We start from the raw sequence: 23,557 nt of genomic DNA, 5'->3' as shown, positions 1-23,557 counted from the left end.
GCCGTTAAACACGCCAGCGCCCATGGTACTGTGCCTCAAGGCACGGGAGAGTCGGTCGCCGCCAGACCCGCACAACGCAAGTTCAAAGCCATTCCCTCTCACGACACCGATCCAAAAAGGCCGCCCACTCGGGCGGCCTTTTTGCGTTTGGCGCCCGAACATGACGAAGCCGTCATCCTGGTGCGACCCTCCCGAAAGGTTCACTACGTCATCCTGCCTACCTCACCGGTTTGGCCGGGGGAGGGGAGGGCGCATGCTTGCCGAATCACATTCCGCCGCACCGTCCCGTGCGCTAAGAGCCCCGGTCATGCGGCTTCTGATTATCGAGGACGATCGCGACGCGTCCGCCTACATCGTAAAGGCCTTTCGCGAACTCGGGCATGTTACCGACAGCGCCGAGAACGGTCTCGACGGTTACGCCCTCGCTAGCGAGGGTGATTACGATGTGCTGATCGTTGATCGGATGCTGCCGAAGCTCGATGGGCTGTCGGTCATCCGCTCACTCCGTGAGCAAGGCATTGCGACGCCCGTACTGATTCTTTCGGCGCTCGGTCAGGTCGATGACCGGGTGAAGGGATTGCGGGCGGGCGGGGACGATTATCTGCCGAAGCCCTATGCCTTTTCCGAACTGCTCGCGCGGACCGAAGCCCTGGCCCGTCGGCGTGGCGCGCCTTCCGCGTCTGAGGAAACGCGATATCGGGTCGGCGATCTCGAACTGGACCGGCTTTCACACCGAGTCAGCCGCAGCGGTAAGGAGATCCCGCTCCAACCACGCGAGTTCCGCCTGCTCGAATATCTGATGCGTCACGCGGGTCAGGTCGTCACTCGAACCATGTTGCTGGAGCACGTCTGGGACTACCACTTCGATCCGCAGACTAACGTGATCGACGTCCATGTCTCTCGGCTACGAAGCAAGCTCGACAAGGGCTTCGCCCATCCGATGATCCATACCATCCGTGGGTCGGGCTATGTCCTGCGTGCGGACGAAGGCGGAGCCTTGTGACGGCGTCGTCGTTTTCGGGATCGGATGGCGGGCAGCGGGAGTCCCTGGCCGCCCGTGTCTCGAAGCTGTTCCGCACTACGGCGTTCAAGCTATCGCTCGCCTATCTCGCCGTCTTCGCGATCTGTGCCTTCCTGGCGCTGGGGTACGTCGCGTGGAATGCGCGGGCGGTGCTCGATGATCAGATCGTGTCCACCATCGATGCCGAGATCAACGGCCTGTCCGAGCAATACAATACAGGTGGTCTCCGACGCTTGATCTCCGTGGTCGAGCGGCGATCACGCGAGCCCGGTGCGTCGCTCTATCTCGTGACCACGGCCAATGGCGAGCATGTGGTCGGCAACGTGTCGTCGGTGCCCTCCGCCGTATTGGCAAAACCCGGCCAAAGCGAAGTGAGCTATGGCCGGGGTGAGGCGAACGCGGACGAACATTTTGCAATTGTCCAAGTCTATACACTGCCGGGCGGGTTCCGGCTGCTCGTCGGACGCGACACGGAGGAGCGGGATCGCCTTCGCGCCGTGATCGGGCGTGCCTTCATCTCATCGCTCGCAGCGGTGATCGTGCTCGGCATCATCGGTGGCTGGCTTGCAGCGAGTCGTGTGCTCGCCCGCGTCGATGCAATGACGCGCACCACGCGGGCCATCATGGCGGGGGATCTCGACGATCGGCTGGCCGTGGCGGGGAACGGCGACGAATTGGATCGCCTCGCGACCAACCTGAATCAGATGTTGGAGCGGATCGGCGAGTTGATGCGGGGAATGCGTGAGGTCTCCGACAATATCGCGCACGATCTGAAGACACCGCTCACGCGTCTGCGCAATCGAGCCGATCAAGCCCTGCGCCAATCGAGTTCCTCCGAGGAATTGAGGGCCGCACTGGAAGGAGTGATCGAGGAAGGCGATGGCCTAATTCGCGTGTTCAACGCCCTTCTGATGATCGCCCGCCTCGAAGCGGGAAGTGCCCGCGAGATCATGGCGCCTCTCGATCTCGGAATGTCCGCGCGGAGCGTCGGTGAACTCTACGAGGCTCTGGCGGAGGATCACGGCCTCACCATCGATGTCCGGGCCGAGGAGGGGATCGTCATCGAGGCCAACCGCGAATTGATCGGACAGGCGCTGGCGAACCTCGTCGATAACGCGCTGAAATACGGCAGCCCGGAGGGGGGCGAAACGGGCCGAATCCTCATCACCGTCGAGCGCAGTCCCGGCGCGATCGTGCTCTCCGTAGCGGATGCCGGTTCGGGAATTCCCGAAGAAGAGCGCGACCATGTGCTCGCCCGCTTCGTCCGGCTTGAGAAATCGCGCTCAATGCCGGGCTTCGGGTTGGGACTCAGCTTGGTGAATGCCGTGATGCGCATTCACCGCGGGACGCTGCGCCTTGAGGATAATGCGCCGGGGTTGCGTGTGGAAATGATCTTTCCGGTGATGCAGGGAATGATACCGGAGGCGCGCTGAAGGACCAGGGGTTTCGTCATCCGGCGCTCGGTTTCGTCATACTTGGACGACCCGGGCGTGGCACAGGCCCCCGGCAAAGCGGTATTGCGGCCGGTACCGGCCCAACTCGGAGGTTGCCATGTCCCTGAAGTCCAAGGTTGCCCTGGTCACCGGTTCGACAAGCGGGATTGGACTCGCCATCGCACGGGCTTTCGCGGCCCAGGGGGCCGATGTCGTGCTCAACGGCTTCGGCAAGGCCGAGGAGATCGAGCGCAACCGCGCCGCGATCGAGCAGGAATTCGGCGTACGAGCTGCCTATTCCGCTGCCGACATGACCAAGCCCGCTGAGATCGAGGCGATGATTCAGGAGGCGCAATCGCGCTTCGGCTCGGTCGACATCCTCGTCAACAACGCAGGCATTCAGTTCGTCTCTCCGGTTGAGGAGTTTCCCGCCGACAAGTGGGAACAGATCATCGCCATCAATCTGTCCTCCGCCTTCTACGCCATGAAGGCAGCGATCCCCGGCATGAAGGCACGGGAATGGGGCCGGATCATCAACACCGCCTCGGCGCATTCCCTCGTCGCCTCGCCGTTCAAGTCGGCCTACGTGGCGGCCAAGCACGGCATTGCCGGGCTCACCAAATCGGCAGCGCTGGAACTCGCCCCGCACAAGATCACGGTGAATTGCATCTCGCCAGGTTATGTGTGGACGCCTCTCGTTGAGGCGCAGATTCCGGACACGATGAAGGCGCGCGGTCTTACCAAAGAACAGGTGATCGAAGACGTGATGCTGAAGGCGCAGCCGACGAAGGAATTCGTGACCGTGGATCAGGTCGCGGCCCTGGCCGTCTTCCTGTGCTCTGATGCGGCGAGCCAGATGACCGGCTCCAACCTCACCATGGATGGCGGCTGGACCGCGCAGTGAGGTGAAGAGACGGCCCCGCCATCGAGCGGGGCCGCCCCTGACGACTCAGCGGCGTCCGTGCACCAAGAGGGCGAGGCCGTAGCCGACGGCGCCCGCGATGAGCAGGGCAATCATCGGATTCTCCTCGACCTGCGCCGTCACCGTGCGGTGGCCGCTGCGGAGGTAGGAACTGCCTCGCTCATACGCCTCGTCGGCATAGTCGCCGGCCCGGTCGTAAGCCTCGCTGGCATAATCGCCCGCGCGGTCCGCGAGATCGCTCGCCGTATCCTTGGCGCGCCCGTAGGCGTTCTGCGCCTGGCCCTGTGCGTCGCGGAAACGGCCCTCGACGGAATCGCGATTCGAGCCGAGCGCGTCGCCAACCGTACCCTGCGCCTTGCCGAGTGCCTCCTTGGCTCCCCCGACGATCCGATCAGTGTCCACCATGGTGATCTCCTCGACGCGGCTGTTAATGCCGCTCGTGCAGGCGCGCGGCACCCGCGTCCATCGAACGCGCGAGATGCGATTTGTTCACCGGGTGGAGGTGTTTTTCTTGTGATCGAGAGCCGTCGAACCTTTCGGACGTGACGCGCGATCTTTGACGCGTGTCCGCGACAGCTTTGTGCCGCGCCTAAAGTCCGATCAGTTCGGCGATTGCCGCCGCGCCCGCTGCCGGAGATGTCTCGCCCCGCGAGACGCCGGACTCTGCCTGGGCGGTCTTCTGCCGAACCTCGGCGGTGCCGACAAGACGCTGGTGAAGGCGTTCATGGACCAGGGCCCACATCCATTTCACGTCCTGCCCCCGGCGCTTCTGGGCGATCTCGCCGGTCGCGGTCAGCTTCTCGCGGTGATCGACGATCTTCGCCCAGAGCGCGTCGAGGCGCAGGTTATGGAAGCCTGAGATCGTCACGACCGGCGGCGTCCACGTCGCCGAAGCGGGGGTGAGGATGTGCAGGGCCGCCCGGTATTCCGAGGCGGCCGCATTGGCCCGCGATTCCGCCTCGCCCTCGTCCGCCTTGTTCACGGCGATCATGTCGGCGAGTTCGAGGATGCCCTTCTTGATGCCCTGAAGCTCGTCACCCGCGCCTGGGAGCATGAGGACGAGGAAGAAATCGGTAAGGTCCGCGACCGCAGTCTCCGATTGGCCGACGCCGACCGTCTCCACGAGGATGACGTCGAAACCGGCCGCCTCGCAAAGCAGCATCGTCTCGCGGGTCTTCGCCGCCACGCCACCCAGCGTGCCGGAGGAGGGCGAGGGCCGGATGAACGCCTTCGGATCGTGCGACAGCCGCGCCATGCGGGTCTTGTCGCCGAGGATCGAGCCGCCCGTGCGAGAGGAGGAGGGGTCCACGGCCAGTACCGCGACCCGGTGGCCAGACTCCGTGAGATTCGAGCCGAGAGCATCGATGGTGGTCGATTTTCCGACGCCGGGGACGCCCGTGATGCCGACGCGGATCGCGTTTCCGGTCTGGGGCAGAACCGCATCGATCAGCGCGGCGGCGGCCGCTCGGTGATCGGCTCGCTTCGATTCGACCAGGGTGATCGCGCGTGCAAGCGCGGCTCTGTCACCGGCCAGGAGCCGATCCCGAAGGGAGTCGATGTCGAGCGGAGCAGTCATACTCCTTCATGGCCGGGGTCGAGCCCGCCGTCGAGGGGTGGATAATGCCTGCCGTCGAAAACGGCTGCGATCGGGCAATTCCAGTCAAGGTTAAGGCTGTGCATGGCCGAGGGAAGCCCGTGTTGCCGCTGACGAATCGCGTCCGCGACGCCGAGCCACGCCTGTGGCCGAAGCGGCACGGGACTTCGCAGGCGCAGCAAATCGCTGACGATGCCCCGTCTTGGTCACGATCCTGAGGCTACGGTTCCGTTCAAAGGGCGGCTCGGCCGCTCGTGCGCAGACGGATCATGACGCTTCGGCACCCTTCCCGCCGCTTCCTCCTCCGTGTCGGCGCCGCCTCGGCCGCCGCCGGGGCCCTGCCCATTCTCGGGGGCTGCGTCACCGACGAGATCGGTTCGAGCGGAGCTCTGCCGGAGAAGCAATCGGCGCTCGATGTGATGCCGGTCCTTCTGGTGGCCACCACGCGCAAACCGGTGGGAAGCCCGCCACGGTCCCCCTGGTTCTCGTCCGATCGCGGCCGGGGCTTGAGCTTCGCGGAGGTCCGGCTCTCCCCGCCGGATCGTTCGCTCCTCGGCAAGGTGTCCTCGGTGATCACCGGGGATTGGACCATTGGCGCGGTGCCGAAGGTGGAAAGCGGCCCGGGGGCTCCGGAGGCCTTCGCCCAGGCGGCGCTGGGTCGCGACGTGCTGATCTACGTCCACGGCTATCGCGAATCGTTCGAATCCGCCGCCGTCAGTGCGGCACGCCTGTCGGACGGCATCCGCTTCAAAGGCGTATCGGGACTATTCACGTGGCCTTCCGCTGCCGCGACTCTCGATTATGCCTATGACCGTGAGAGTGCGATGTGGTCGCGCGATGCGTTCGAGGATTTGCTGAAGGCCTTGGCCGCGACGCCGAGCGGTGGCCGCATCTTCATCGTCGCGCATTCCATGGGCACGCTCCTGACGCTCGAAACCTTGCGGATGCTGCGCGCCGAGGCGGGTGAGGCTGCGATGTCGCGCATCGGCGCCGTGGTGCTGGCCGCGCCCGATATCGATTTCGACCTGTTCTCGAACGGCGTCTCCCGGCTCGGGCAGGACGTGTCGAAGATCACCGTCATCTCCGCCACCAACGACCGCGCCCTCGAATTGTCGGCGGCCATCGCGGGCGGCACCCGAGCGGGGGCTGCGGATCGGGCGAAGCTGGAAGCGTTGGGCGTGCGCGTCGCCGATGCGTCGGATTATGCGGGCGGCCTCATCAACCACGACCTGTTCCTCTCGAACCCGGAAGTGCAGGGCGTCGTGAAGCGCGCCATCGCGCGGGGCACGGGCGTATAAGTCACGGGGGCGGAGCGAGAACGGGCTTGGCCCGGGAACGCTTCCCCCCTACAGGAGCCGCGTGCGGCGTCGGCGGCCGGGTCGGGCGAGAGCCGGGTTCGGGCAGGCACATCGCACCACGCGCCCTGCCGGGAGCGTGCAGGCAAGGTCTGAAGAGAGGATGCCGGCCATGTTCACCCTGGAAATCGAGGGCACGGCGGTCGCGGTCATCAACAGCGATGAGGCCTCGGCCAAAGACCTGTTCACCTGCGACGGCTTCAAGGAAGACATCAAGACGATGACGAGCGGCGGCAAGCCGCTTTGGGATGGCAAGGCGGCACTCACCGTGCGCCCGTCCAACGAGGACGAGGTCGAGGTGTTCGAGGACGCCCTCGCCGAGGACGATGGCGAAGGCGACTTCGTGGACGATCCCCGCTACGCCGATGCCGATGACAGCGACGAGGATGAAGCGGACATCGTCTTCCTCGTGGATATCGATGAGGACGACACCGCCCACGCCTGAGTGCGTAAACGGTGACCGGACCGGTCGATCTGTCGGGGAACGCCCGGTCCAGGCCTCGCCGCCGAGCCCGGCATTGTGGCATATGGTGCGCACGGATCCCGACCGGCGGGAGGCCGCCGGCCGGGGTCGTTGAATGGTTGTGGTGATGCGGCGGGCTCTCGCCCTGTATCTGGCGGCTTTTGCCATGGCGGTCTCGCCTGCTGCCGCCGCCGATGCCCCTCCGGCACCGCTCACGCTCTCATCGCAAGGCAGCTTCTTCGTGGGCGGACGGGACGTGTCGTCCGAGACGCTCTCCACGTTGCCTGCCTACCCGGCCTCCGGGACGGTCACGGTCGATCAGATCTATGTGCGCTATCAGGTGCCGGTTTCACCAGCGCGCCCTCCGCTGGTCTTCATCCATGGTTGCTGCCTGACAGGGAAAACTTGGGAGACGACACCTGACGGACGGATGGGCTGGGACGAGTATTTCGTCCGCCAGGGCTTCCCGATCTACGTCATCGATCAATCCTGGCGCGGACGTTCCGCCGGTAACATCAGCACGATCAACGCGGCGAAGGCGGGCAAGGCCGAACTCGGGAGCCTGCCGCCGGTCTTCTCGGTGGGGCGCGAGGCGGCATGGGCGATTTTCCGGTTCGGTCCGGAATTCCCCAAGACCTTCCCGGGCATGCAGTTTCCCCTGGAGGCCCAGGGCGAATTCTGGAAGCAGATGGTACCGGATTGGTCCGCCGCCCTGCCGACCCCGAACCCGACGGTGACCGGGCTTTCGGAACTCGCCAAGCGGCTGAAGAGCGCCGTGCTCGTTTCGCATTCGCAATCGGGCATCTATCCGTTCCAAACCGCTGCCCTCGACCGGAACGGCATCCGGGCCATCGTCGCGATCGAGCCCGCCGCCTGCCCCGATCCGGCCAAGGACGATCTCGCGCCCTACAAGGACCTGCCGATCCTCGTGCTGTTCGGCGACTATGTCGATCAATCGGCGCGCTGGGCGCCGAGGCTGAAACTGTGCCGCGCCTTCGTGGCAGCGGCGAATGCCGCCGGGGGCCGCGCCGAACTGATCCTCCTCCCGGAGATCGGCATCCACGGCAATTCGCACATGCTGATGCAGGACAAGAACAGCCTCGACATCGCCGATTGGCTGGCGGGCTGGCTCGATAAACGGGTGCCCGTGAAGGACTGAAGGGGAGGCGTGCGGGCTCGCACGCCCCGGCAGCAGAGGCAGCCCCCACGGCATGGTGCATCGCGGAAGGTGCCCCAAATGAGGGTGTGTAATCCGGAGTCATGCCATGAAGGTTCGACCCAAAGCCGGCCGCCTCGCCATCGCCGGACTCGCGCAACTGGTTCTCGCCGTCGCCACTGGCTTGCCGCTTCGCTCGACTGAGCGGCTGGTGCCGCGAAGCGAGGATCCTAGCGGTCCGTTCGTCGGCATCTGAGCCTCTCCGTCACCGCACCGCAATGAACCGGCTTCGCTCGTCCTTGCCTTTTGGCGGTCGATCTTCGTAAACCCGCGCGACGGCTGAAGCTGCGCCATGGTCGGCTGCGCGGTAGGCTGGACCGGTTCGGGGACGAGGTATCCGATGCTCGATTACGCGCAGGCGCGGCGGATGATGGTCGACTGCCAGTTGCGGACCTTCGACGTGAACGACAATGCCGTTCTCGACGTGTTCGATTCGGTTCCGCGCGAGACCTTCGTCCCGAAGAGTCAGGAGCCCTTCGCCTACATCGATCAACCGATCAGGCTCGGCACGGCCGAGCGTGACATCCGGGTGGCCCCGGCGCCGATGGTGCTTGGGCGGATGGTGCAGGCTCTGAAGATCCAGCCCGGTGTGAAGGCCCTCGATGTCGGCACCGGTTACGGATACTCCGCGGCGGTGATGGCGCAACTCGGTGCCGACGTAATTGCCCTCGAATCGATTCCCGAACTCATCGCCGCTGCGAAGGAACGCCTTGCCGGCAAGGCCGAGGTGGTCGAGGGGCGCCTGCGCGACGGTTTCCCCAAGCAGGGGCCGTTCGACGTCATCTTGGTTAATGGCCGTGTCGAAACACGTCCGCAGGCCCTTCTCGATCAACTCAAGGACGACGGTCGCCTCGTTTGCGTCTTCGGGCCCGATCGAGGCGCAAAGGTCACCGTATTTGTGCGGGCAGGGGATGCGTTCGGATCCCGGCCGCTCTTCGATGCATCGCTCCCGGTCCTTGCGGACTTCGCTCAGGAAGCGACTTTTGCCTTCTGATACTCACTCCGTGTGAGATTTCGCGGGCTGGCGAGGTGTCGCCTTTATGCGCCACCCACGAGGATTCAGGTCTGAGAGCCCTCTCAGTCGATGCCGTTTTAATGACTTCCGGCTAAGGTCCATTCAGGGCGGGCTTGTTCAGGTTGGTGCGGTTCGCCGCACGTTCGCCGAGGAGGCGAGAACCTGACACACCGAAAGCCGCGAGGGTTGAGCACTGTGAGTCAACGAGTGCCGAATTTCCGCGTTGCGAAGAGCCGTGCCGGCTTCGCCGTCACGGCCATCGCTGCGGTGTTGGCGACGAGTCAGGTCGGTGCGGAAACGCTCGAGGGGGCCCTGTCGCGGGCCTATCGCGCAAACCCGACCCTCAATGCCAGCCGGGCGACCACCCGGTACACGGACGAAAACGTCGCCATCGCTCAGTCGGGCTACCGTCCTACTGTAGATCTCAGCGCCGACATCGGTGTTGCCTATGCGAATGGCCGCCTTGGGGGCTTGAATTTTGATCGGGCGACACGGCCCGGCGGCGCTGGTCTGACCGTCACGCAATCGCTCTTCAACGGCTTCCAGACCGACAACAACGTCCGCAGAGCCGAATCGACCGTCTACAGCCAGCGCGAGACGCTGCGCTTCACCGAACTGACGGTGCTCTACAACGCCGTTCAGGCCTACATGAACGTGCTGAGCAACACGGCTACGCTGGAGTTGAATCGCAACAACGTCGAGGTTCTGGAAGAGCAGCTTCGGCAGACCCGCGACCGCTTCAACGTCGGCGAGGTGACCCGGACCGACGTGGCTCAGGCCGAGGCTCGCCTCGCCGGTGCACGGTCGCAGGTCAGCGCGGCTGAGTCCGCCTTGCGGACGTCGATCGGTATCTATCGCCAGAACATCGGCGTCGAGCCGCGGTCCCTTGCGCCTGGCCGTCCGCTGGACCGCTTCGTCCCGGCAAGCCTCGACGTCGCGATCTCGACCGGTCTGCAGGAGCACCCGCAGATTGTCTCGGCGATCCACGCGCTCGACGCGGCCGAGTCACAGGTCAAGGTGCTGGAAGGGCAGCTCTATCCGCAGGTCACCGTGCAGGGCTCGGTGACTCAGCGTTACGATACCCAGTTCCCCGGTGATAACGGCGTGACCGCTACGGTGCTCGGCCGCGTCAGTATCCCGATCTACGAAGGCGGCCAGGTCTACGCTCAGGTCCGGCAGCAGAAGGAGCTGGTCGGCCAGTACCGCGTGCAGGTGGAGCAGGTCCGCGATCAGGTCCGCGCCCAGATCGTGGATTTCTGGGGCCGCCTCGAAGCCGCCAAGGCGCAGGTCATCGCCGCACAGGCGCAGGTCCAAGCCAACGAGGTCGCCCTGAACGGCGTGCGCGAGGAAGCTCGCGTCGGACAGCGAACGACCCTCGACGTCCTGAACGCGCAGCAGGAATTGCTGACCTCGCGCGTGAACCTGATCGTGGCGCAGCGCGACCGGGTTATCTTCTCGTATGGCGTCGTCCAGGCGATCGGCCAGCTGACCGCCCGCTTCACATCGCTGCCCGTCGAGCCCTACAGCGCGAAGATCCATTATGATCAGGTCAAGGATCTGTGGTTCGGCCTTCGCACGCCTGACGGACGCTGAGTCGGTCCGTCTCTGCTGTGAGCGCCGCTCGATTTTTGCAAGACTGTGCTGTCGGGCGGCTTGTCGTAACTCAGGGGCGTGAAATACTGAGTTTCGGCGCCTAACGGGCCACCTTCCGGTTTCATCGCATCCGAGCACGCCGTCGTCATGAGTGCAGCAAGCCCGCAGATTCAGGACAAGGCTGCCGACAAGGCGCATGAGCCGTCGATGGAGGAGATCCTGGCCTCCATCCGCCGGATCATCGCCGACGATCAGGCTGCCAAGCCGAGCGAGCCCGAACCCGACGAAACCGACGACATCCTCGACCTTGCCGAGGCGGCCGAGCCCGTGCCGCCTCCGCCGGTCTCCTTGGTTCCGCCGCCCGAGCCGCCAGCTCCCAAGCCGGTACCCCTCGAGCTGGAGGAGATCAGCTTCGAAGACCTCGCCATCGAGGACGAGATGCTGCCGGAGCCTGAACCTGAGCCCGAACCGGTCGCGGCTGTTGCCAAGCCCGCCTTCGTGCCCGAGCCGCCGCCGCGGGTCGAGCACGCGCCCGAGCCCCCGCGCCCGGCGCCTGCGGCCGACCGCCTGATCTCGCCCGCCACCGATGCCACCGTCGGCCATGCCTTCAACTTGTTGGCGCATACGGTTTTGACCAACAACGCTCGGACGCTTGAGGACATTGTGCAGGACATGCTGCGCCCGATGCTCAAGTCATGGTTGGACGACAACCTGCCGGTGGTGGTCGAACGCCTTGTCCGGGCGGAAATCGAGCGTGTGTCGCGCGGGCGCTGAGCCGCCTGCCGTGTTGACGCGAGCGGCCTGACGGCCGAAAGCGAGAGCTCGTTTTTCAGCTCAGCCCGCCTTCGGCCCGACTCCCGCGATGATGGACAAAACCTTCGACCCAGCCTCCGTTGAGGCGCGCATCCGCGTCGCCTGGGAGGATGAGGGCGCTTTCCGCGCCGGACGCCCCGAGCGTGCGGACGCCGCGCCCTATTGCATCGTGATCCCGCCGCCGAATGTGACGGGCTCTCTGCACATGGGTCACGCCCTCAACAACACCTTGCAGGATGTTCTCTGCCGCTTCGAGCGGATGCGCGGACGCGATGTGCTGTGGCAGCCCGGTACCGATCATGCGGGCATCGCCACGCAGATGGTGGTCGAGCGCCGCATGGCCGAGCGCCAGGAGCCCGGCCGCCGGGAGATCGGCCGCGATGCATTCCTGGAGAAGGTCTGGGCCTGGAAGGCCGAATCCGGTGGTGCGATCGTCGAGCAGTTGAAGCGGCTCGGCGCCTCCTGCGACTGGTCGCGGGAACGCTTCACCATGGACGAGGGCTTGAGCCGCGCCGTGCTCAAGACGTTCGTCGATCTGCACAAGGACGGGCTCATCTACCGCGACAAGCGGCTCGTGAACTGGGATCCGCGTTTCCAGACGGCAATTTCCGATCTTGAGGTTCAGCAGATCGAGACGAAGGGTTATCTGTGGCACTTCGATTACCCGGTGGTCGATGCCGCTGGCACGGAGACGGGCGACATCATCACCGTCGCCACCACCCGGCCGGAGACCATGCTGGGCGACACAGCCGTTGCGGTCCATCCCGACGACGAGCGCTACACGGCCCTTGTCGGCAAGGCGGTTCGCCTGCCGCTGGTCGGACGCCTGATCCCGATCGTCGCCGACAGCTACTCCGATCCGGAGAAGGGTACGGGCGCGGTGAAGATCACACCCGCACATGACTTCAACGACTTCGAAGTCGGGCGCCGCCACGCGCTGGCGATGATCAATGTGCTCGATCCCGAGGGTAAGATGTTCGTCGAGGGGAACGAAGCGTTCCTAGCCGACACATCACCCGAGGCCGAGGTGCTGGCCCTGCACGGCCTCGACCGGGCCGCAGCGCGCAAGCGCGTCGTCGAGTTGATGGAGGAGCGGGGCCGCCTGCGGACCATCGAGCCCAACACCCACATGGTCCCGCACGGCGACCGTTCGGGGGTGGTGATCGAGCCTTACCTGACCGATCAGTGGTACGTGAACGTCAAGCCGCTGGCCGAGCGTGCCATGCAAGCGGTGCGGGACGGCAAGACAAAGTTCGTTCCCGACAACTACGAGAAGATCTTCTTCCAGTGGCTCACCAATATCGAGCCATGGTGCATCTCGCGCCAGCTCTGGTGGGGCCACCAGATCCCGGTCTGGTACGATGACGAAGGCCATGTCTTCGTTGCTGAGAGCGAGGCTGACGCTCTGGCGCAGGCCGAGGCCAAGCACGGCCGGACCGTCGTCCTGACGCGCGACCCCGATGTCCTCGACACGTGGTTCTCGTCGGGCCTGTGGCCGTTCTCGACGCTCGGCTGGCCGGACAAGACGCCCGAACTCGGGCGCTACTACCCGACCAACACCCTGGTGACCGGCAAGGATATCCTGTTCTTCTGGGTCGCCCGCATGATGATGCTGGGGCTGCACGTCACGAACGAGGTGCCGTTCGATACCGTGTACCTCCACACGCTGGTGCGCGATGCCTCCGGCGCCAAGATGTCGAAGTCGAAGGGCAACGTCGTCGATCCACTCGAACTCATCGATCAGGTCGGCGCCGATGTCCTGCGCTTCACCCTTTGCGCGTTGGCCGTGCAGGGGCGCGACATCAAGCTCTCCACCGACCGGGTTCAGAGCTACCGCAACTTCGCGACGAAGCTTTGGAATGCGGCTCGCTTTGCCGAACTGAACGGCTGCAAGCTCGATCCGGCCTTCGAGCCCCGTGCCGTCAAGGGGGCAATCAACAAGTGGGCGCTCGGTGAGGCGGCCCGTGCCGTGGGCGAAGTGGAAGCCGCCATTGCGGCTTACCGCTTCAACGACGCGGCGAGCGCGGCGTATCGCTTTACCTGGAACATCTTCTGCGATTGGTATCTCGAACTGGCCAAGCCCGTGCTTCAGGGCGAGGGGGCCGATCCGGCCGCCCGCGCGGAAACGCAGGCGAGCGTCGCCTTCCTGATCGATCAGGTCGCGAAGATCCTACATCCCTTCATGCCGTTCCTCACCGAGGAATTGTGGGGCATCAAGGGCGAGGGCATCGAAGGGCGCGGCCTTCTCGCGCTCGCCTCTTGGCCGGACCTCACGGGTCTGGCGGATGCGGCGGCCGAAGAAGAGGTCGGCTTCATCGTCGACCTCATCGGTCAGATCCGCTCGGCACGTTCCGAGACGAATGTCCCGGCCGGCGCGCAGATTCCCCTCGTGCTGGTCGGTGCGGAGGCTGCGGTGAAGGCGCGTGTCGAAGCGTGGCGCGATACGCTCGTGCGCCTCGCCCGCCTGTCGGACATCACCTTCACCGAGACGGCCCCGGCCAAGTCGGTGCAATTGCTGGTGCGCGGCAGCGTCGCCGCTCTTCCGCTCGAAGGGATCGTCGACCTCGCCGCGGAGGTCGCGCGCCTCAAGAAGGAGAAGGCGAAGGCCGAAGGCGAGATCAAGAAGGTCGATGCCAAAATGGCCAATGCCGACTTCGTAGCCCGCGCTCCCGAGGAGATCATCGAGGAGAACCGCGAGCGCCGCGAGGCGGAGAGCGCACGGCTGGTGAAGATCGACGAGGCGCTGACGCGTTTGAGCGGGGAATAAGTCCCCGCTCCAGCATCACCAGCGTCGCGAAGCGATCCATGGCAGCGTGACCCGCGAAATGCGGTGCTTCCCTGGATCGCTTCGCGCCGCTCGCAAGGACGGTAGCCAGTCCGCCCACCTGACAAAACGGTAATCTACCCGCCACACCGGGGTGAGTTGGCCCCCCTTAGAACGATCCCATCGACGGCCGCGACAGGCGTCGTCCCGATCGTTTCCAAGGTGTGAGCCTCATGACTCAGTCCCGTCTCGCCCGCCGCTACACCGGCCGTGCCCTCGCTTCCGTCGCCGCTGCCGCGCTCGTGGCCGGAGGTGCTGTCGGTGGCGGCTACCTGCCCGCCGCTACCCCGGCTTTTGCCCAAGCCCTGCCGAAGTCCCCGATCGAGGCGCCGGAGCATCCGCCGGGCTCGTTCGCGGGGATCGTCAACAAGGTGAAGCCGGGTGTCGTCTCGGTGAAGGTCAAGCTCGATGATTCCGCGAGCGACGACGACGAGGGCGGCAGCACCGGGCCGAATGGCCAGAACCTCCAGAACGTCCCGCCGCAACTGCGCGAGTTCTTCAAGCGCTTCGGTGAGAATGGCGGTCCCGGCGGCATGCAGCCCCAGCATCGCGGTTCGCGCGGCGCGGTCGGCTCGGGCTTCATCATCTCGGCCGACGGCTATGTCGTCACCAACAACCACGTCGTGGACCATGCCAAGACGGTGCAGGTCACGCTGGACGACGGCCGTACCCTCGATGCGAAGGTCATCGGCAAGGATGCCAAGACCGACGTGGCGCTTCTGAAGATCAAGGAAGGTGGCAACTTCCCCTACGTGCAGTTCGGCAAGACGGCGCCGCAGGTGGGTGATTGGGTGGTCGCCATCGGTAACCCGTTCGGCCTCGGCGGAACGGTGACTGCGGGTATCGTCTCTGCTCGGGGGCGCGACATCGGCGCCGGTCCCTATGACGACTTCCTGCAGATCGACGCCCCGATCAACAAGGGCAATTCCGGTGGCCCGACCTTCAACGTCAACGGCGAGGTCGTCGGCGTGAATACGGCCATCGCCTCACCCTCGGGTGGTAGCGTCGGCCTCGCCTTCGCCATCCCGTCCGATACGGTGCAGGCTGTGGTGGATCAGCTCCGCACCGACGGGAAGGTCGCCCGCGGCTATCTCGGCGTGCAGATCCAGCCGGTGACGCAGGACATCGCCGAGGGCCTTGGTTTGCAAAAGGCCAAGGGTGCCCTGGTCGATCATGCCGAGAACGGGACTCCGGCCGCCAAGGCGGGTCTGAAGTCCGGCGACGTGATCGAGAAGGTGAACGGCGAGTCGGTGGACAGTGCCCGCGAGCTCTCCCGCCGTATCGCGTCCATGAAGCCCGGCGCGAAGGTGGAGCTGAGCTATCTGCGCGGCGGAAAGTCCGACACGGCGACCGTGACCCTCGGGACCATGCCGACGGACGGCTCTAAGGTGGCGGCTCGCGAGGATGATGGCTCCGGTCAGGTGCGCCTCGGCCTCGGCCTCGCCCCGGCTGCTCAGGTCGGCCTGTCCGACCAGGGCGTCGCGGTGGTGCAGGTGGACCCGGATGGTCCGGCCGCCGCCAAGGGCATCGAGCAGGGCGACCTGATCCTCGATGTCGGAGGTCAATCGGTCTCCAGCCCCTCGGACGTGGCTGCCCAGGTGCGCAGCGCCGAGAGCAGCGGTCGCAAGGCCGTGCTGATGCGGGTGAAGAGCGCCAAGGGTCAGACCCGCTTCGTGGCGATCTCGCTCAGCAAGAATGCCGGCTGATGCCGGCTGTTAAGGGGGGACCCCTCTCCCCCCGGTGACGCCCCTCGACTGGCGCCGGTTTCTCGACCGGCGCCATTTTCGTTTCAGGAGTGAGACGGCGGCAGGGGAATGCCGAGCCCGGCGCCGAGGCAGGAGCGGCATCGTGCCAGCACGGCAAAGGCCGCATTCGAATCGCGCCCGAGCCGCATGAGATCGCCGAGGCGCGCGCGGCCAGTGACCAGGGCCGAGAGCACGCCTCTGATGTCGGGCTCGCCCTCCGGCGTCAGCGCGTTGGCCGCGAAGGCCGGAAGCGCCCTGTCGGCTGGGTCGCAGATGACGCGGATCGCCGCGAAGGGCAGGCCGTGTCGACCGGCGAAGGTCGCCGCCACATGCGACTCCATGTCGACAGCGGCGGCATTGGTGGACTCGCGCAGGCTCGCCTTGTCGGCCACTGAGAGTACGGCGGCATCGACGCCTGCGAGATCGGCAGAGATCACCCGGTTCGGCAGTCCCGCGAGCAGGCCGACCATTGCGGCGGCTGCGTCGAGGTCGGCGCTGCGTCGGCCGTCGCGCGAGACGATGCCGGTGCCGATCACCACATCACCCGGCTTGAGGCTCGGATCGAGGCCGCCCGCAATGCCGAAGCTCACCACCGCCCGGCACCCCGGAACGGGCCGTCCTTCCAGCAGGATACGCAGCCGAGCCGGGTCTCCACCCGCGCCGACGGCTTCGACTCCGGTTCCCTTCGCGATACGCCGTTCGCGGGCGAGGCCGGTCACGGCGAGGACGGGCAGGGAAGGATCGATCATGGTGCGGGGCTGGATCAGGTCCGCGAGCAATCCGGCGGGAGGCCTGGGGCGGGGCTGATCGGGTTCGGAAGAAGACAAGGGACGCCCGGGTCGAAAGGGCCGCCGGTCGGGCGTGCGATCGACCTCATATCAGGGCGAGCGCGTCGCGTCCTCTCGCGGAGAGACAGGGCGGCGAACCGCCCCGTCCCGGTCACACGGTCACATACCGAAGGCGACGCGGCCGGTATTGCTCTTCTTCAGGTTGCGGTAGCGCGCCAGCGCCCAGAGCGGGAAGAACTTCGGGTAGCCATGGTAACGGAGGTAGAACACGCGCGGGAAACCCGTCGCTGTGTAACGCTCCTCGTTCCACAGGCCGTCCGAGGTCTGGGTGCGAGTCAGGAAGTTGATACCGCGCGTCACTGCCGGCTCGTCCACAGCGCCCGCCGCCATGAGCGCCAGAAGGGCCCAGGCCGTCTGCGAGGCGGTGGAGGAGCCTGCCTCGAACGCCGGATCGATCTTGTAGGAGGACGCGTCCTCGCCCCAGCCGCCATCCGGGTTCTGGATGCGGACGAGCCAGGACACGGACTTCTTCACCCGCGGGTCTTCCTTATCGATGCCCGCCGCGTTCAGGGCGTTCAGCACCGACCACGTGCCGTAGATGAAGTTCATGCCCCAACGGCCATACCACGAGCCGTCCTCCTCCTGATCGTTCAAGAGGTAGTTCACGCCCCGGTCGAGCGCGCGGCTGGACTCACGGGTCTCACCGAGCTGAGCCAGCATCCCGACCACGCGGGCCGTCACGTCCGCGGTCGGCGGGTCGAGGAGCGCGCCGTGATCCGAGAACGGAATGTGGTTCAGGTACATGTAATTGTTGTCGGCATCGAAGGCGGCCCAGCCGCCGTCGGCCGATTGCAGCCCGACGACCCACTCGACGGCGCGGGAAATCGACGCCTTGTAGTCCGGCATGTCGGCCACGAGGCCGTGCTGGCGCATGGCGCGATCCATGGCCATCACCACGACGGCGGTGTCGTCGAGGTCCGGGTAGTGAGCATTGGCGTACTGGAACGCCCAGCCACCGGGACGGACATCCGGCTTGCGCGCCGCCCAGTCGCCGACGATGTCGAGCACCTGCCGGGGCTTCAACCAGTCCAGACCGGCGCGAGCCGTCGCCTCGGCATCGGGGCCACCGGCTTCGAGGAAGGCGTGGCTCGCAAGCGCGGTGTCCCACACGGGAGAGACGCAGGGCTGCACATAGGCCTCGTCGTCCTTGATGACGACGAGCTTCTCGATGGCTTCCAGCGCGACCTTCACCTGAGGATGGTCGGGCGTGTAGCCCATGATCTCGTACATCAGCACGGAGTTGACCATCGGCGGGAAGATGGCCCCCAGGCCGTCCTCGCCATTCAGGCGCTCGCTCACCCAGGCGCGGGCCATCTCCATGGCGCGCTGGCGCGGGCCGCGCGGAAACAGATGCTCGGTGTTCTGGAGGATGCGGTCGATGAAGCCGAAGATCGGAGTCCACGGCCACGTCGCGTGCGGGGAGCCCGGCCACGAGCGGACGCTCTCCGGCGGCGTCACGAACAGTTCCTGAATGCCGATACCGCGCGGATTCTTCGCCCGCGGCTTCGTCGCCTGCAGCACGAACATCGGGACCATGGTGCAGCGAGCCCAGTAGCTCACCTTGTCGATGTGGAAGGGGAACCACTTCGGCAGGAACATGATCTCGACCGGCATCGCCGGCACAGCGCGCCACGGCACCTCGCCGTAGAGGGCCAGGAGGAAGCGGGTGAAGACGTTGGCGTTGGCCGCACCGCCGCGGGCCAGGATCGCCTCACGCGCCCGGCGCATATGCGGGGCCTCGATGTCCTCGCCGATCATCTTCAGGCAGAAATACGCCTTCACCGTCGCGCTCATGTCGAACGGACCCTCGTGGACGAGGGCCCAACCGCCATGCGGTCCCTGGGTGCGGCGCAGGTAGTTGCCGATCTTGCGCTCGAGGTCCGCGGCCGGAGGATGGCCACGGAAGTGATGGAACAGGACGTACTCGGACGGGATCGTCGCATCGGCCTCGAGCTCGAAGCAGATGTGACCATCCTTCTGAGCCATGGCGCCCAGGGCACGGGTCGCCACGGTCACGCTGCGCTCGACGGTCTCCAGGCTGATGTCCTGGGTCTTCGGACGCTGCAGCGCCTCTATCTTGTTCACGGCCTCTCTCATGTGTCCTCGCCTCACGGTCGCCTGCAGCCTTTCCCGAACGCGCTGCGTCCAGAAACGGCTTCAAGCCCATGTGTCCCGCGCTCCCTCGCACCGAACCGGTATCCGGCTCGGTGGCGAGCGCTCAAGTTGCAACCGCCATGCCTCAGGCGGCGCCGCGTGCCGGTGATGCCGCACACATCAGCGTGTGCGCGGCGGTCTTTCCGGAGCGGATCGCCCCTTCGATGGTCGATGGCAGGCCTGTGGCGGTCCAGTCGCCTGCCAGCACGAGGTTGGTATGCCGCGTGCGTGCCTGCGCGCGCCGCGCCGCCTCCGCTGGGGTGGCTGCGAACGTCGCACGCTTCTCCTTGACGATTTGCCAGCGCGGCAGTTCCGAAGCAAGATTGCCGAGCGTGGCAATCTCTCCCCAGATCTGCCTCGCAAGCTCCTCGCGGGGTGTGTCGAGCAGACGGTCGGCCCCTGAAATCGTGACTGAATACCGGTCCGAATAGGCGAACAGCCACTCGGTAAGACCGTTCACCACGCCGAGAACAAGCGGACTTCCCGGCTTCGGCGTGAGCGCGAAATGCGCGTTCACGATCGAGCGGAACTCCTGCGGGGCGGGGATTTCGGGCAACACATCCGAGGCCACCCAGGGCGGCAGCGCAAGGACGACCGAATCATCCGGGCCAATGGCCTCCGGCCCGTCAGCGAACAGGAGCGAGGTCACCCGCCCGCCAGAGGTCTCCAGGCTGCGCAGGCGGCGGCCGAACCGCATCTCCGCGCCGCGCTGCGCCAGAGTTTGAAGGGCCGGGTCGACGAAGGCGTAGGACAGCCCCTTCTCGGCCACAAGCGGGCGGCAGGCGCGGCCTCCGGCACCCAGGGTTTCGCGAAGGATGCGGGCAGCGAGACCGACGTCGCTGTCGCGCGGCTCGGTGTTGAGAGCCGCCAGCAGAACCGGGTGCCACAGGCGCTCGTAGAGCGGACCAGAGCATTCCATGCTCTGCCCGATCGTCCCACCCGTGCCCTCCGCCTTACCGGAGGCGGCGCGCAGGATTCCGAGCGGCGCAAGATAGTCGCGAGCGCGGGTGCCCGGCACCCGTCGCGACGGACTCAACACCCACCAGGGCAGGCGTCCGGCGTTGGGGCGCAGCGTCCAGCGCTGGCCGGATTTCAGATCCGCGAAGTCGAAAGCCGCCTCGTCGGGGCCGATCAGGGCGTCCGGCGGCGCATTCACCTCGCGCAGGAAGCCCAACGCATCGGCATTGCCCGACAACAGCAGGTGGTTGCCGTTGTCGATCGTCAGGTCGAGGCTCGGATCGAAGTAGGAGCGGCAACGGCCGCCCGCCTGCTTGGCCGCCTCGTGCAGAACGACTTTGCGGCCGCCTCCGCTCAAGGAAACGGCCGCCGAAAGACCGGCGAGGCCGGCGCCGACGATGTGGACCTTTGCCATCACACGAGACCGTGTCGAAGGGCGACGAGAATGAGCGAGAGCTTGCCCGGCTTCACGCGGGCGCGCGGTGGCGCCCAGCCCCGGCGCATCACCGCCTTGAGGTAGAGATGATAGGCCGCCGCCATCAGGCGTGACGCCTTGGTCGGCTTGCGCGGGTTGCGGCGGATGATCTCCCAGGTCGCCCGATAATGCTCCTCGGCCTCGCGGGCGATGGCCGAGCACACTTCGCCGATGCGCGGATGCATGATCGCCTGCATCGGTGTCGGGTCGGTCAGGCCGATCCCGGTGAGCTTTTCGCGGGGCAGGTAGAGACGCCCGCGCTCGGCATCCTCGTCGATGTCGCGCAGGATGTTGGTGAGTTGCAGCGCCCGGCCCTGGTGCCAGGCGAGCTTGATTCCGTCCGCCTCCGGCATGCCGAAGATCCGCACCGACAGGCGGCCCACGGCGCTGGCGACCCGGTCGCAATAGAGGTCGAGGGTCGCCTCATCGGGGGCGACGATATCCTCTTCCGCATCCATGGCCATGCCGTCGATCACGGCCTGGAAATCCTCGCGCTTCAGGTCGAATTGCTCGATCGGGCCGACGAGATCCCGAGTCCGCGCTACGGGGCGCCCCGCGTAGAGCGCGTCGATATCGGCGCGCCAGCGATCCAGTTCCGCGCGGCGAACCTCGCGCGTGCCGCCATCGTCGGCCACATCGTCCACCGCCCGGCAGAAGGCATAGACGGCGTACATCGCCTCGCGCCGCTCCTTCGGGAGCAGGCGCATGGCGGTGTAGAACGAGGAGCCTGCGGCGGGCAGCGCCGGGGCTTCGGCCTCGCCAGCCGGAGCGGGCGTCGCGGTGGCGCTCAACTTTTGGCTCCCTGAATGGCCGCGCGGACGATCCGGCCGCGGAACGGGCGTCGGGCGAGGGTGGAGGCCACCCCACGCAGGGCGAACAGGGCGAAGGCCGCCTTGCCGTGGTGGACTTTCTCGGACAGCGGATCGCGCTCCAGCAGTCCCCTGGACAGGACCACTGCGAGGCGATGGATCGCCGCGATTTCCATGGCGAGACGCGTGTCGTCGATCAGGTCCGGCAGGCTCGCGCCCTCGTCCAGCAGTTTGAGACAGCCTTCCGCGAGTTCGCGGATCACCGCCCGCAGGGCCGGGGGTGCCTTAGCCTCGCCCAGCATGGCGACGGTGGCGCCGTGCCTGTCGAGGGTGTCCTGCGGCAGGTAGACCCGGTCGTTATTGCGGTAGTCCTTGCCGCAATCCTGCAGGTGATTGATGATTTGCAGCGCCGCGCAGATCTTGTCCGAGGGGCCGTAGACCCGCGCCGGATCCTCACCATGCACGTCGAGCACGAAGCGCCCGACCGGCATCGCCGAATAGCGGCAATAGTGGATCAGTTCGTCCCAATCGGCGTAACGGTTCTTGCGCGCATCCATCCGGAACGCGTCGAGCAGTTCGAGCGCGTGACGCGGCGGAAGGCGGCGCACCGCGAGTTCCGCCTTCAGCGGCTCCGCCTCCGGGTCCGACGGGCCCGCCCCTGTGAGGGCGTCGGCGAGGCCATCGAGCAACTCGATCTTGCGCTCGGGGGAGAGCCCGGCATGGTCGGCCACGTCGTCGCCCGCGCGGACATAATAGTAGAAGGCCAGGATCGCCCCGCGATGGCGCGGGTGGATCAGGTGCGAGGCGACGGGGAAGTTCTCATCCCGGTGGCCCTTCCCGGAACGCGCGGCTGTCGCACTATCGAGGCTGGTCATTTCAGGTATCCCGCGGCCCGGAACCAGTCGATCGCGTCGGACAGCCCCTCGCGATACGGACGAGCCGTATAGCCGAGCTCGGCTCGCGCCTTCCTGTCGGAAAAGAACATCCGGTAGCGGGACATGCGAATGCCGTCGATCGTGGCGAAGGGCTGATGGCCCGTAAACCGGGCGGCCAATTGCGCGAAGAACGCCACCGGATACACCACCGCGCGGGGCAGGTTCACTGTCGGCGGCTTGCGGCCCACCATTCCCGCGATGTCCGCCAGCATCTGCGATAAAAACACGTCCTCGCCGCCGAGGATGTAGCGCTCGCCAATCCGGCCCTTGTTCAGGGCGAGCAGATGGCCGTTCGCGACGTCGTCCACATGGGCGAGGTTCAGGCCGGTATCCACGAAGGCGGGCATCTTGCCGAGTGCGGCCTCCTGAATGATCCGCCCCGTGGGGGTCGGCTTCACGTCGCGGGGGCCGATGGGCGTAGAGGGGTTCACGATCACCGCAGGAAGGCCGTTCCGGGTGACCATCTCTTCCACGACGCGCTCGGCCACGACCTTGCTGCGCTTGTAGGCACCGATCGCCGTCTCCGGCGTCAGGGGCATGGTCTCGTCGGAGGGCGTCACGCCATCGGCCGGTGGACGGATCGTGGCGACGCTCGACGTGTAGACGATCCGCTCCACACCCGCATCCAGGGCAGCCTGCATCATCAAGCGGGTGCCGTCGCGGTTGGTGCGGACGATCTCTTCCATGTCCGGCGCCCAGAGCCGGTAATCGGCGGCGGCGTGGATCAGGTAGCGCTGGCCGCGCATGGCGGCGGCGACGCTGCCCGCATCGCGCATGTCGCCCGTGACGATCTCGACATCGGGCCACGTGACGTTGGTGCGGGGGCTCGTTGCACGCACGAGAATGCGCACCGGGAAGCCGGCCCGGCGAAAGACGTCGACCAAGGCGGAGCCGAGAAAGCCGCTCGCGCCTGTGATCAGCACGGGGCCGGTCTCGACCGGGCCGGAAGGGGTGGCCTCAGCCATTCTGTCTCGTCACGTCGCAAAAGAAATCGCGGCGGGCGAGGGGCCCACCGCGCTGCGTTCTAATCGGGGCGGGCAGGCCGCGGCAAGGCGCGGCCCGATCACCTCAGGCCAGCCGGAGCCGCGACCGTCCGTCCTTCCGCTCGGGCAGCGTATCGGTGACGACCTTGGCGATGCTGTTCGCGTCGAGGCCGGCCTCGGCGTACATCTTCTCCGGGCTGTCGTGGTCCTGATACAGGTCCGGCAGCGTCATCGTCCGCACCCGCACCCGGCCCGCATCCAGCGCGCCCTTTTCCGCCAGCAGGTGCAGCACCATCGCCCCGAACCCGCCGCGCGAGCCCTCTTCCACCGTCACCAGAACCTCGTGCTTCGACGCGAGGTCGAGGATCAGCGCCTCGTCCAGCGGCTTGGCGAAGCGCGCAT

Annotated in this window: 21 protein-coding genes; 12 read left to right on the top strand and 9 right to left on the bottom strand. The window is 66.4% G+C overall.

Annotated features, from left to right (window positions below):
* The first annotated feature begins 307 nt into the window (after window positions 1-307).
* The 3 genes from J4O73_RS23845 (at window position 308) to J4O73_RS23835 (ending at window position 3,358) form a co-directional block, all read left to right on the top strand.
* Window positions 308-1,003: a winged helix-turn-helix domain-containing protein gene (locus tag J4O73_RS23845; protein ID WP_426221460.1), complete on the top strand. Its 696-nt coding sequence runs from the start codon at window positions 308-310 to the stop codon at window positions 1,001-1,003.
* Window positions 1,000-2,454 carry an ATP-binding protein gene (locus tag J4O73_RS23840; protein ID WP_426221458.1) on the top strand — a complete coding sequence of 485 codons (1,455 nt, stop codon included), beginning with the start codon at window positions 1,000-1,002 and terminating at the stop codon, window positions 2,452-2,454. Before J4O73_RS23845 ends, J4O73_RS23840 begins: the two co-directional genes overlap by 4 nt.
* Before the next feature lie 118 nt (window positions 2,455-2,572).
* The gene (locus J4O73_RS23835) at window positions 2,573-3,358 is read left to right on the top strand and encodes a 3-hydroxybutyrate dehydrogenase (protein ID WP_426221456.1); all 786 of its coding nucleotides are present in this window, start codon (window positions 2,573-2,575) and stop codon (window positions 3,356-3,358) included.
* 45 nt (window positions 3,359-3,403) lie between these two features.
* Here the strand turns inward: J4O73_RS23835 and J4O73_RS23830 are convergent, their stop codons facing one another.
* Both J4O73_RS23830 and meaB read right to left on the bottom strand, forming a co-directional pair.
* Window positions 3,404-3,781 carry a CsbD family protein gene (locus J4O73_RS23830; RefSeq protein ID WP_426221454.1) on the bottom strand — a complete coding sequence of 126 codons (378 nt, stop codon included), beginning with the start codon at window positions 3,779-3,781 and terminating at the stop codon, window positions 3,404-3,406.
* 184 nt (window positions 3,782-3,965) lie between these two features.
* On the bottom strand, window positions 3,966-4,952 hold the full coding sequence (gene meaB, locus J4O73_RS23825; RefSeq protein WP_426221452.1) for a methylmalonyl Co-A mutase-associated GTPase MeaB: 987 nt from the start codon (window positions 4,950-4,952) through the stop codon (window positions 3,966-3,968).
* 287 nt (window positions 4,953-5,239) lie between these two features.
* Between meaB and J4O73_RS23820 the strand changes: the two genes are divergently transcribed.
* The 9 genes from J4O73_RS23820 to J4O73_RS23780 all read left to right on the top strand — a co-directional run bounded on the left by J4O73_RS23820 (window position 5,240) and on the right by J4O73_RS23780 (window position 15,955).
* Window positions 5,240-6,268, top strand: a complete 1,029-nt coding sequence (locus J4O73_RS23820) for an alpha/beta hydrolase (protein WP_426221450.1) — start codon at window positions 5,240-5,242, stop codon at window positions 6,266-6,268.
* A gap of 169 nt (window positions 6,269-6,437) precedes the next feature.
* Window positions 6,438-6,770 (top strand): hypothetical protein, encoded by a 333-nt coding sequence (locus J4O73_RS23815; protein WP_426221448.1) that lies wholly within the window; start codon window positions 6,438-6,440, stop codon window positions 6,768-6,770.
* A 145-nt stretch (window positions 6,771-6,915) separates the two neighbouring features.
* Window positions 6,916-7,947 (top strand): esterase, encoded by a 1,032-nt coding sequence (locus J4O73_RS23810; protein WP_426221447.1) that lies wholly within the window; start codon window positions 6,916-6,918, stop codon window positions 7,945-7,947.
* Window positions 7,948-8,053: 106 nt separating this feature from the next.
* A complete protein-coding gene (locus J4O73_RS23805) occupies window positions 8,054-8,200 on the top strand; it encodes a hypothetical protein (RefSeq protein ID WP_426221445.1) in 147 nt (48 codons plus the stop codon).
* Between the two features lie 144 nt (window positions 8,201-8,344).
* A complete protein-coding gene (locus tag J4O73_RS23800; protein ID WP_426221443.1) occupies window positions 8,345-8,998 on the top strand; it encodes a protein-L-isoaspartate O-methyltransferase family protein in 654 nt (217 codons plus the stop codon).
* A gap of 228 nt (window positions 8,999-9,226) precedes the next feature.
* Window positions 9,227-10,612: a TolC family outer membrane protein gene (locus J4O73_RS23795; RefSeq protein WP_426221442.1), complete on the top strand. Its 1,386-nt coding sequence runs from the start codon at window positions 9,227-9,229 to the stop codon at window positions 10,610-10,612.
* Between the two features lie 147 nt (window positions 10,613-10,759).
* Entirely contained in the window at window positions 10,760-11,386 is a 627-nt protein-coding gene (locus tag J4O73_RS23790; protein WP_426221440.1) for a PopZ family protein, read from the top strand.
* 88 nt (window positions 11,387-11,474) lie between these two features.
* A complete protein-coding gene (locus J4O73_RS23785; RefSeq protein ID WP_426221438.1) occupies window positions 11,475-14,192 on the top strand; it encodes a valine--tRNA ligase in 2,718 nt (905 codons plus the stop codon).
* Between the two features lie 230 nt (window positions 14,193-14,422).
* The gene (locus J4O73_RS23780; RefSeq protein WP_426221436.1) at window positions 14,423-15,955 is read left to right on the top strand and encodes a Do family serine endopeptidase; all 1,533 of its coding nucleotides are present in this window, start codon (window positions 14,423-14,425) and stop codon (window positions 15,953-15,955) included.
* An 83-nt stretch (window positions 15,956-16,038) separates the two neighbouring features.
* Here the strand turns inward: J4O73_RS23780 and J4O73_RS23775 are convergent, their stop codons facing one another.
* The 7 genes from J4O73_RS23775 to J4O73_RS23745 form a co-directional block, all read right to left on the bottom strand.
* Entirely contained in the window at window positions 16,039-16,743 is a 705-nt protein-coding gene (locus J4O73_RS23775) for a phosphorylase (protein ID WP_426221434.1), read from the bottom strand.
* Window positions 16,744-16,941: 198 nt separating this feature from the next.
* Window positions 16,942-18,939 carry a squalene--hopene cyclase gene (gene shc / locus J4O73_RS23770; RefSeq protein ID WP_426221432.1) on the bottom strand — a complete coding sequence of 666 codons (1,998 nt, stop codon included), beginning with the start codon at window positions 18,937-18,939 and terminating at the stop codon, window positions 16,942-16,944.
* A 142-nt stretch (window positions 18,940-19,081) separates the two neighbouring features.
* Window positions 19,082-20,368 carry a hydroxysqualene dehydroxylase HpnE gene (gene hpnE / locus J4O73_RS23765; protein ID WP_426221430.1) on the bottom strand — a complete coding sequence of 429 codons (1,287 nt, stop codon included), beginning with the start codon at window positions 20,366-20,368 and terminating at the stop codon, window positions 19,082-19,084.
* Window positions 20,368-21,219, bottom strand: coding sequence for a presqualene diphosphate synthase HpnD (gene hpnD / locus J4O73_RS23760; RefSeq protein ID WP_426221428.1), 852 nt, complete (start codon window positions 21,217-21,219; stop codon window positions 20,368-20,370). The genes hpnE and hpnD overlap by 1 nt, the downstream gene beginning before the upstream one ends.
* On the bottom strand, window positions 21,216-22,112 hold the full coding sequence (hpnC, locus tag J4O73_RS23755; RefSeq protein ID WP_426221426.1) for a squalene synthase HpnC: 897 nt from the start codon (window positions 22,110-22,112) through the stop codon (window positions 21,216-21,218). The genes hpnD and hpnC overlap by 4 nt, the downstream gene beginning before the upstream one ends.
* Window positions 22,109-23,137 carry a hopanoid-associated sugar epimerase gene (gene hpnA, locus J4O73_RS23750; RefSeq protein ID WP_426221424.1) on the bottom strand — a complete coding sequence of 343 codons (1,029 nt, stop codon included), beginning with the start codon at window positions 23,135-23,137 and terminating at the stop codon, window positions 22,109-22,111. Before hpnA ends, hpnC begins: the two co-directional genes overlap by 4 nt.
* A 103-nt stretch (window positions 23,138-23,240) precedes the next feature.
* Window positions 23,241-23,557 (bottom strand): transketolase C-terminal domain-containing protein (locus J4O73_RS23745; protein WP_426221422.1); only part of this gene is annotated, 317 nt, incomplete at its 5' end.

The sequence above is a fragment of the Methylobacterium sp. NFXW15 genome (genome assembly GCF_049887755.1).
In the GTDB taxonomy this organism is placed as follows: Bacteria; Pseudomonadota; Alphaproteobacteria; order Rhizobiales; family Beijerinckiaceae; genus Methylobacterium.
The sequence above is the reverse complement of the archived record's forward strand: the minus strand, read 5'-3'. Positions and strand labels throughout refer to the sequence as shown.

What these genes read in the sequence shown, in the direction of transcription:
- J4O73_RS23800 (WP_426221443.1), top strand. Translation starts at nt 8,345, where the DNA reads ATGCTCGATTACGCGCAGGCGCGGCGGATGATGGTCGACTGCCAGTTG.
- J4O73_RS23785 (WP_426221438.1), top strand. Translation starts at nt 11,475, where the DNA reads ATGATGGACAAAACCTTCGACCCAGCCTCCGTTGAGGCGCGCATCCGC.
- J4O73_RS23780 (WP_426221436.1), top strand. Translation starts at nt 14,423, where the DNA reads ATGACTCAGTCCCGTCTCGCCCGCCGCTACACCGGCCGTGCCCTCGCT.
- J4O73_RS23810 (WP_426221447.1), top strand. Translation starts at nt 6,916, where the DNA reads ATGCGGCGGGCTCTCGCCCTGTATCTGGCGGCTTTTGCCATGGCGGTC.
- J4O73_RS23805 (WP_426221445.1), top strand. Translation starts at nt 8,054, where the DNA reads ATGAAGGTTCGACCCAAAGCCGGCCGCCTCGCCATCGCCGGACTCGCG.
- J4O73_RS23775 (WP_426221434.1), bottom strand. Translation starts at nt 16,743, where the DNA reads ATGATCGATCCTTCCCTGCCCGTCCTCGCCGTGACCGGCCTCGCCCGC.
- J4O73_RS23835 (WP_426221456.1), top strand. Translation starts at nt 2,573, where the DNA reads ATGTCCCTGAAGTCCAAGGTTGCCCTGGTCACCGGTTCGACAAGCGGG.
- meaB (WP_426221452.1), bottom strand. Translation starts at nt 4,952, where the DNA reads ATGACTGCTCCGCTCGACATCGACTCCCTTCGGGATCGGCTCCTGGCC.
- hpnE (WP_426221430.1), bottom strand. Translation starts at nt 20,368, where the DNA reads ATGGCAAAGGTCCACATCGTCGGCGCCGGCCTCGCCGGTCTTTCGGCG.
- J4O73_RS23845 (WP_426221460.1), top strand. Translation starts at nt 308, where the DNA reads ATGCGGCTTCTGATTATCGAGGACGATCGCGACGCGTCCGCCTACATC.
- hpnA (WP_426221424.1), bottom strand. Translation starts at nt 23,137, where the DNA reads ATGGCTGAGGCCACCCCTTCCGGCCCGGTCGAGACCGGCCCCGTGCTG.
- J4O73_RS23815 (WP_426221448.1), top strand. Translation starts at nt 6,438, where the DNA reads ATGTTCACCCTGGAAATCGAGGGCACGGCGGTCGCGGTCATCAACAGC.
- J4O73_RS23830 (WP_426221454.1), bottom strand. Translation starts at nt 3,781, where the DNA reads ATGGTGGACACTGATCGGATCGTCGGGGGAGCCAAGGAGGCACTCGGC.
- J4O73_RS23820 (WP_426221450.1), top strand. Translation starts at nt 5,240, where the DNA reads ATGACGCTTCGGCACCCTTCCCGCCGCTTCCTCCTCCGTGTCGGCGCC.
- hpnC (WP_426221426.1), bottom strand. Translation starts at nt 22,112, where the DNA reads ATGACCAGCCTCGATAGTGCGACAGCCGCGCGTTCCGGGAAGGGCCAC.
- J4O73_RS23790 (WP_426221440.1), top strand. Translation starts at nt 10,760, where the DNA reads ATGAGTGCAGCAAGCCCGCAGATTCAGGACAAGGCTGCCGACAAGGCG.
- shc (WP_426221432.1), bottom strand. Translation starts at nt 18,939, where the DNA reads ATGAGAGAGGCCGTGAACAAGATAGAGGCGCTGCAGCGTCCGAAGACC.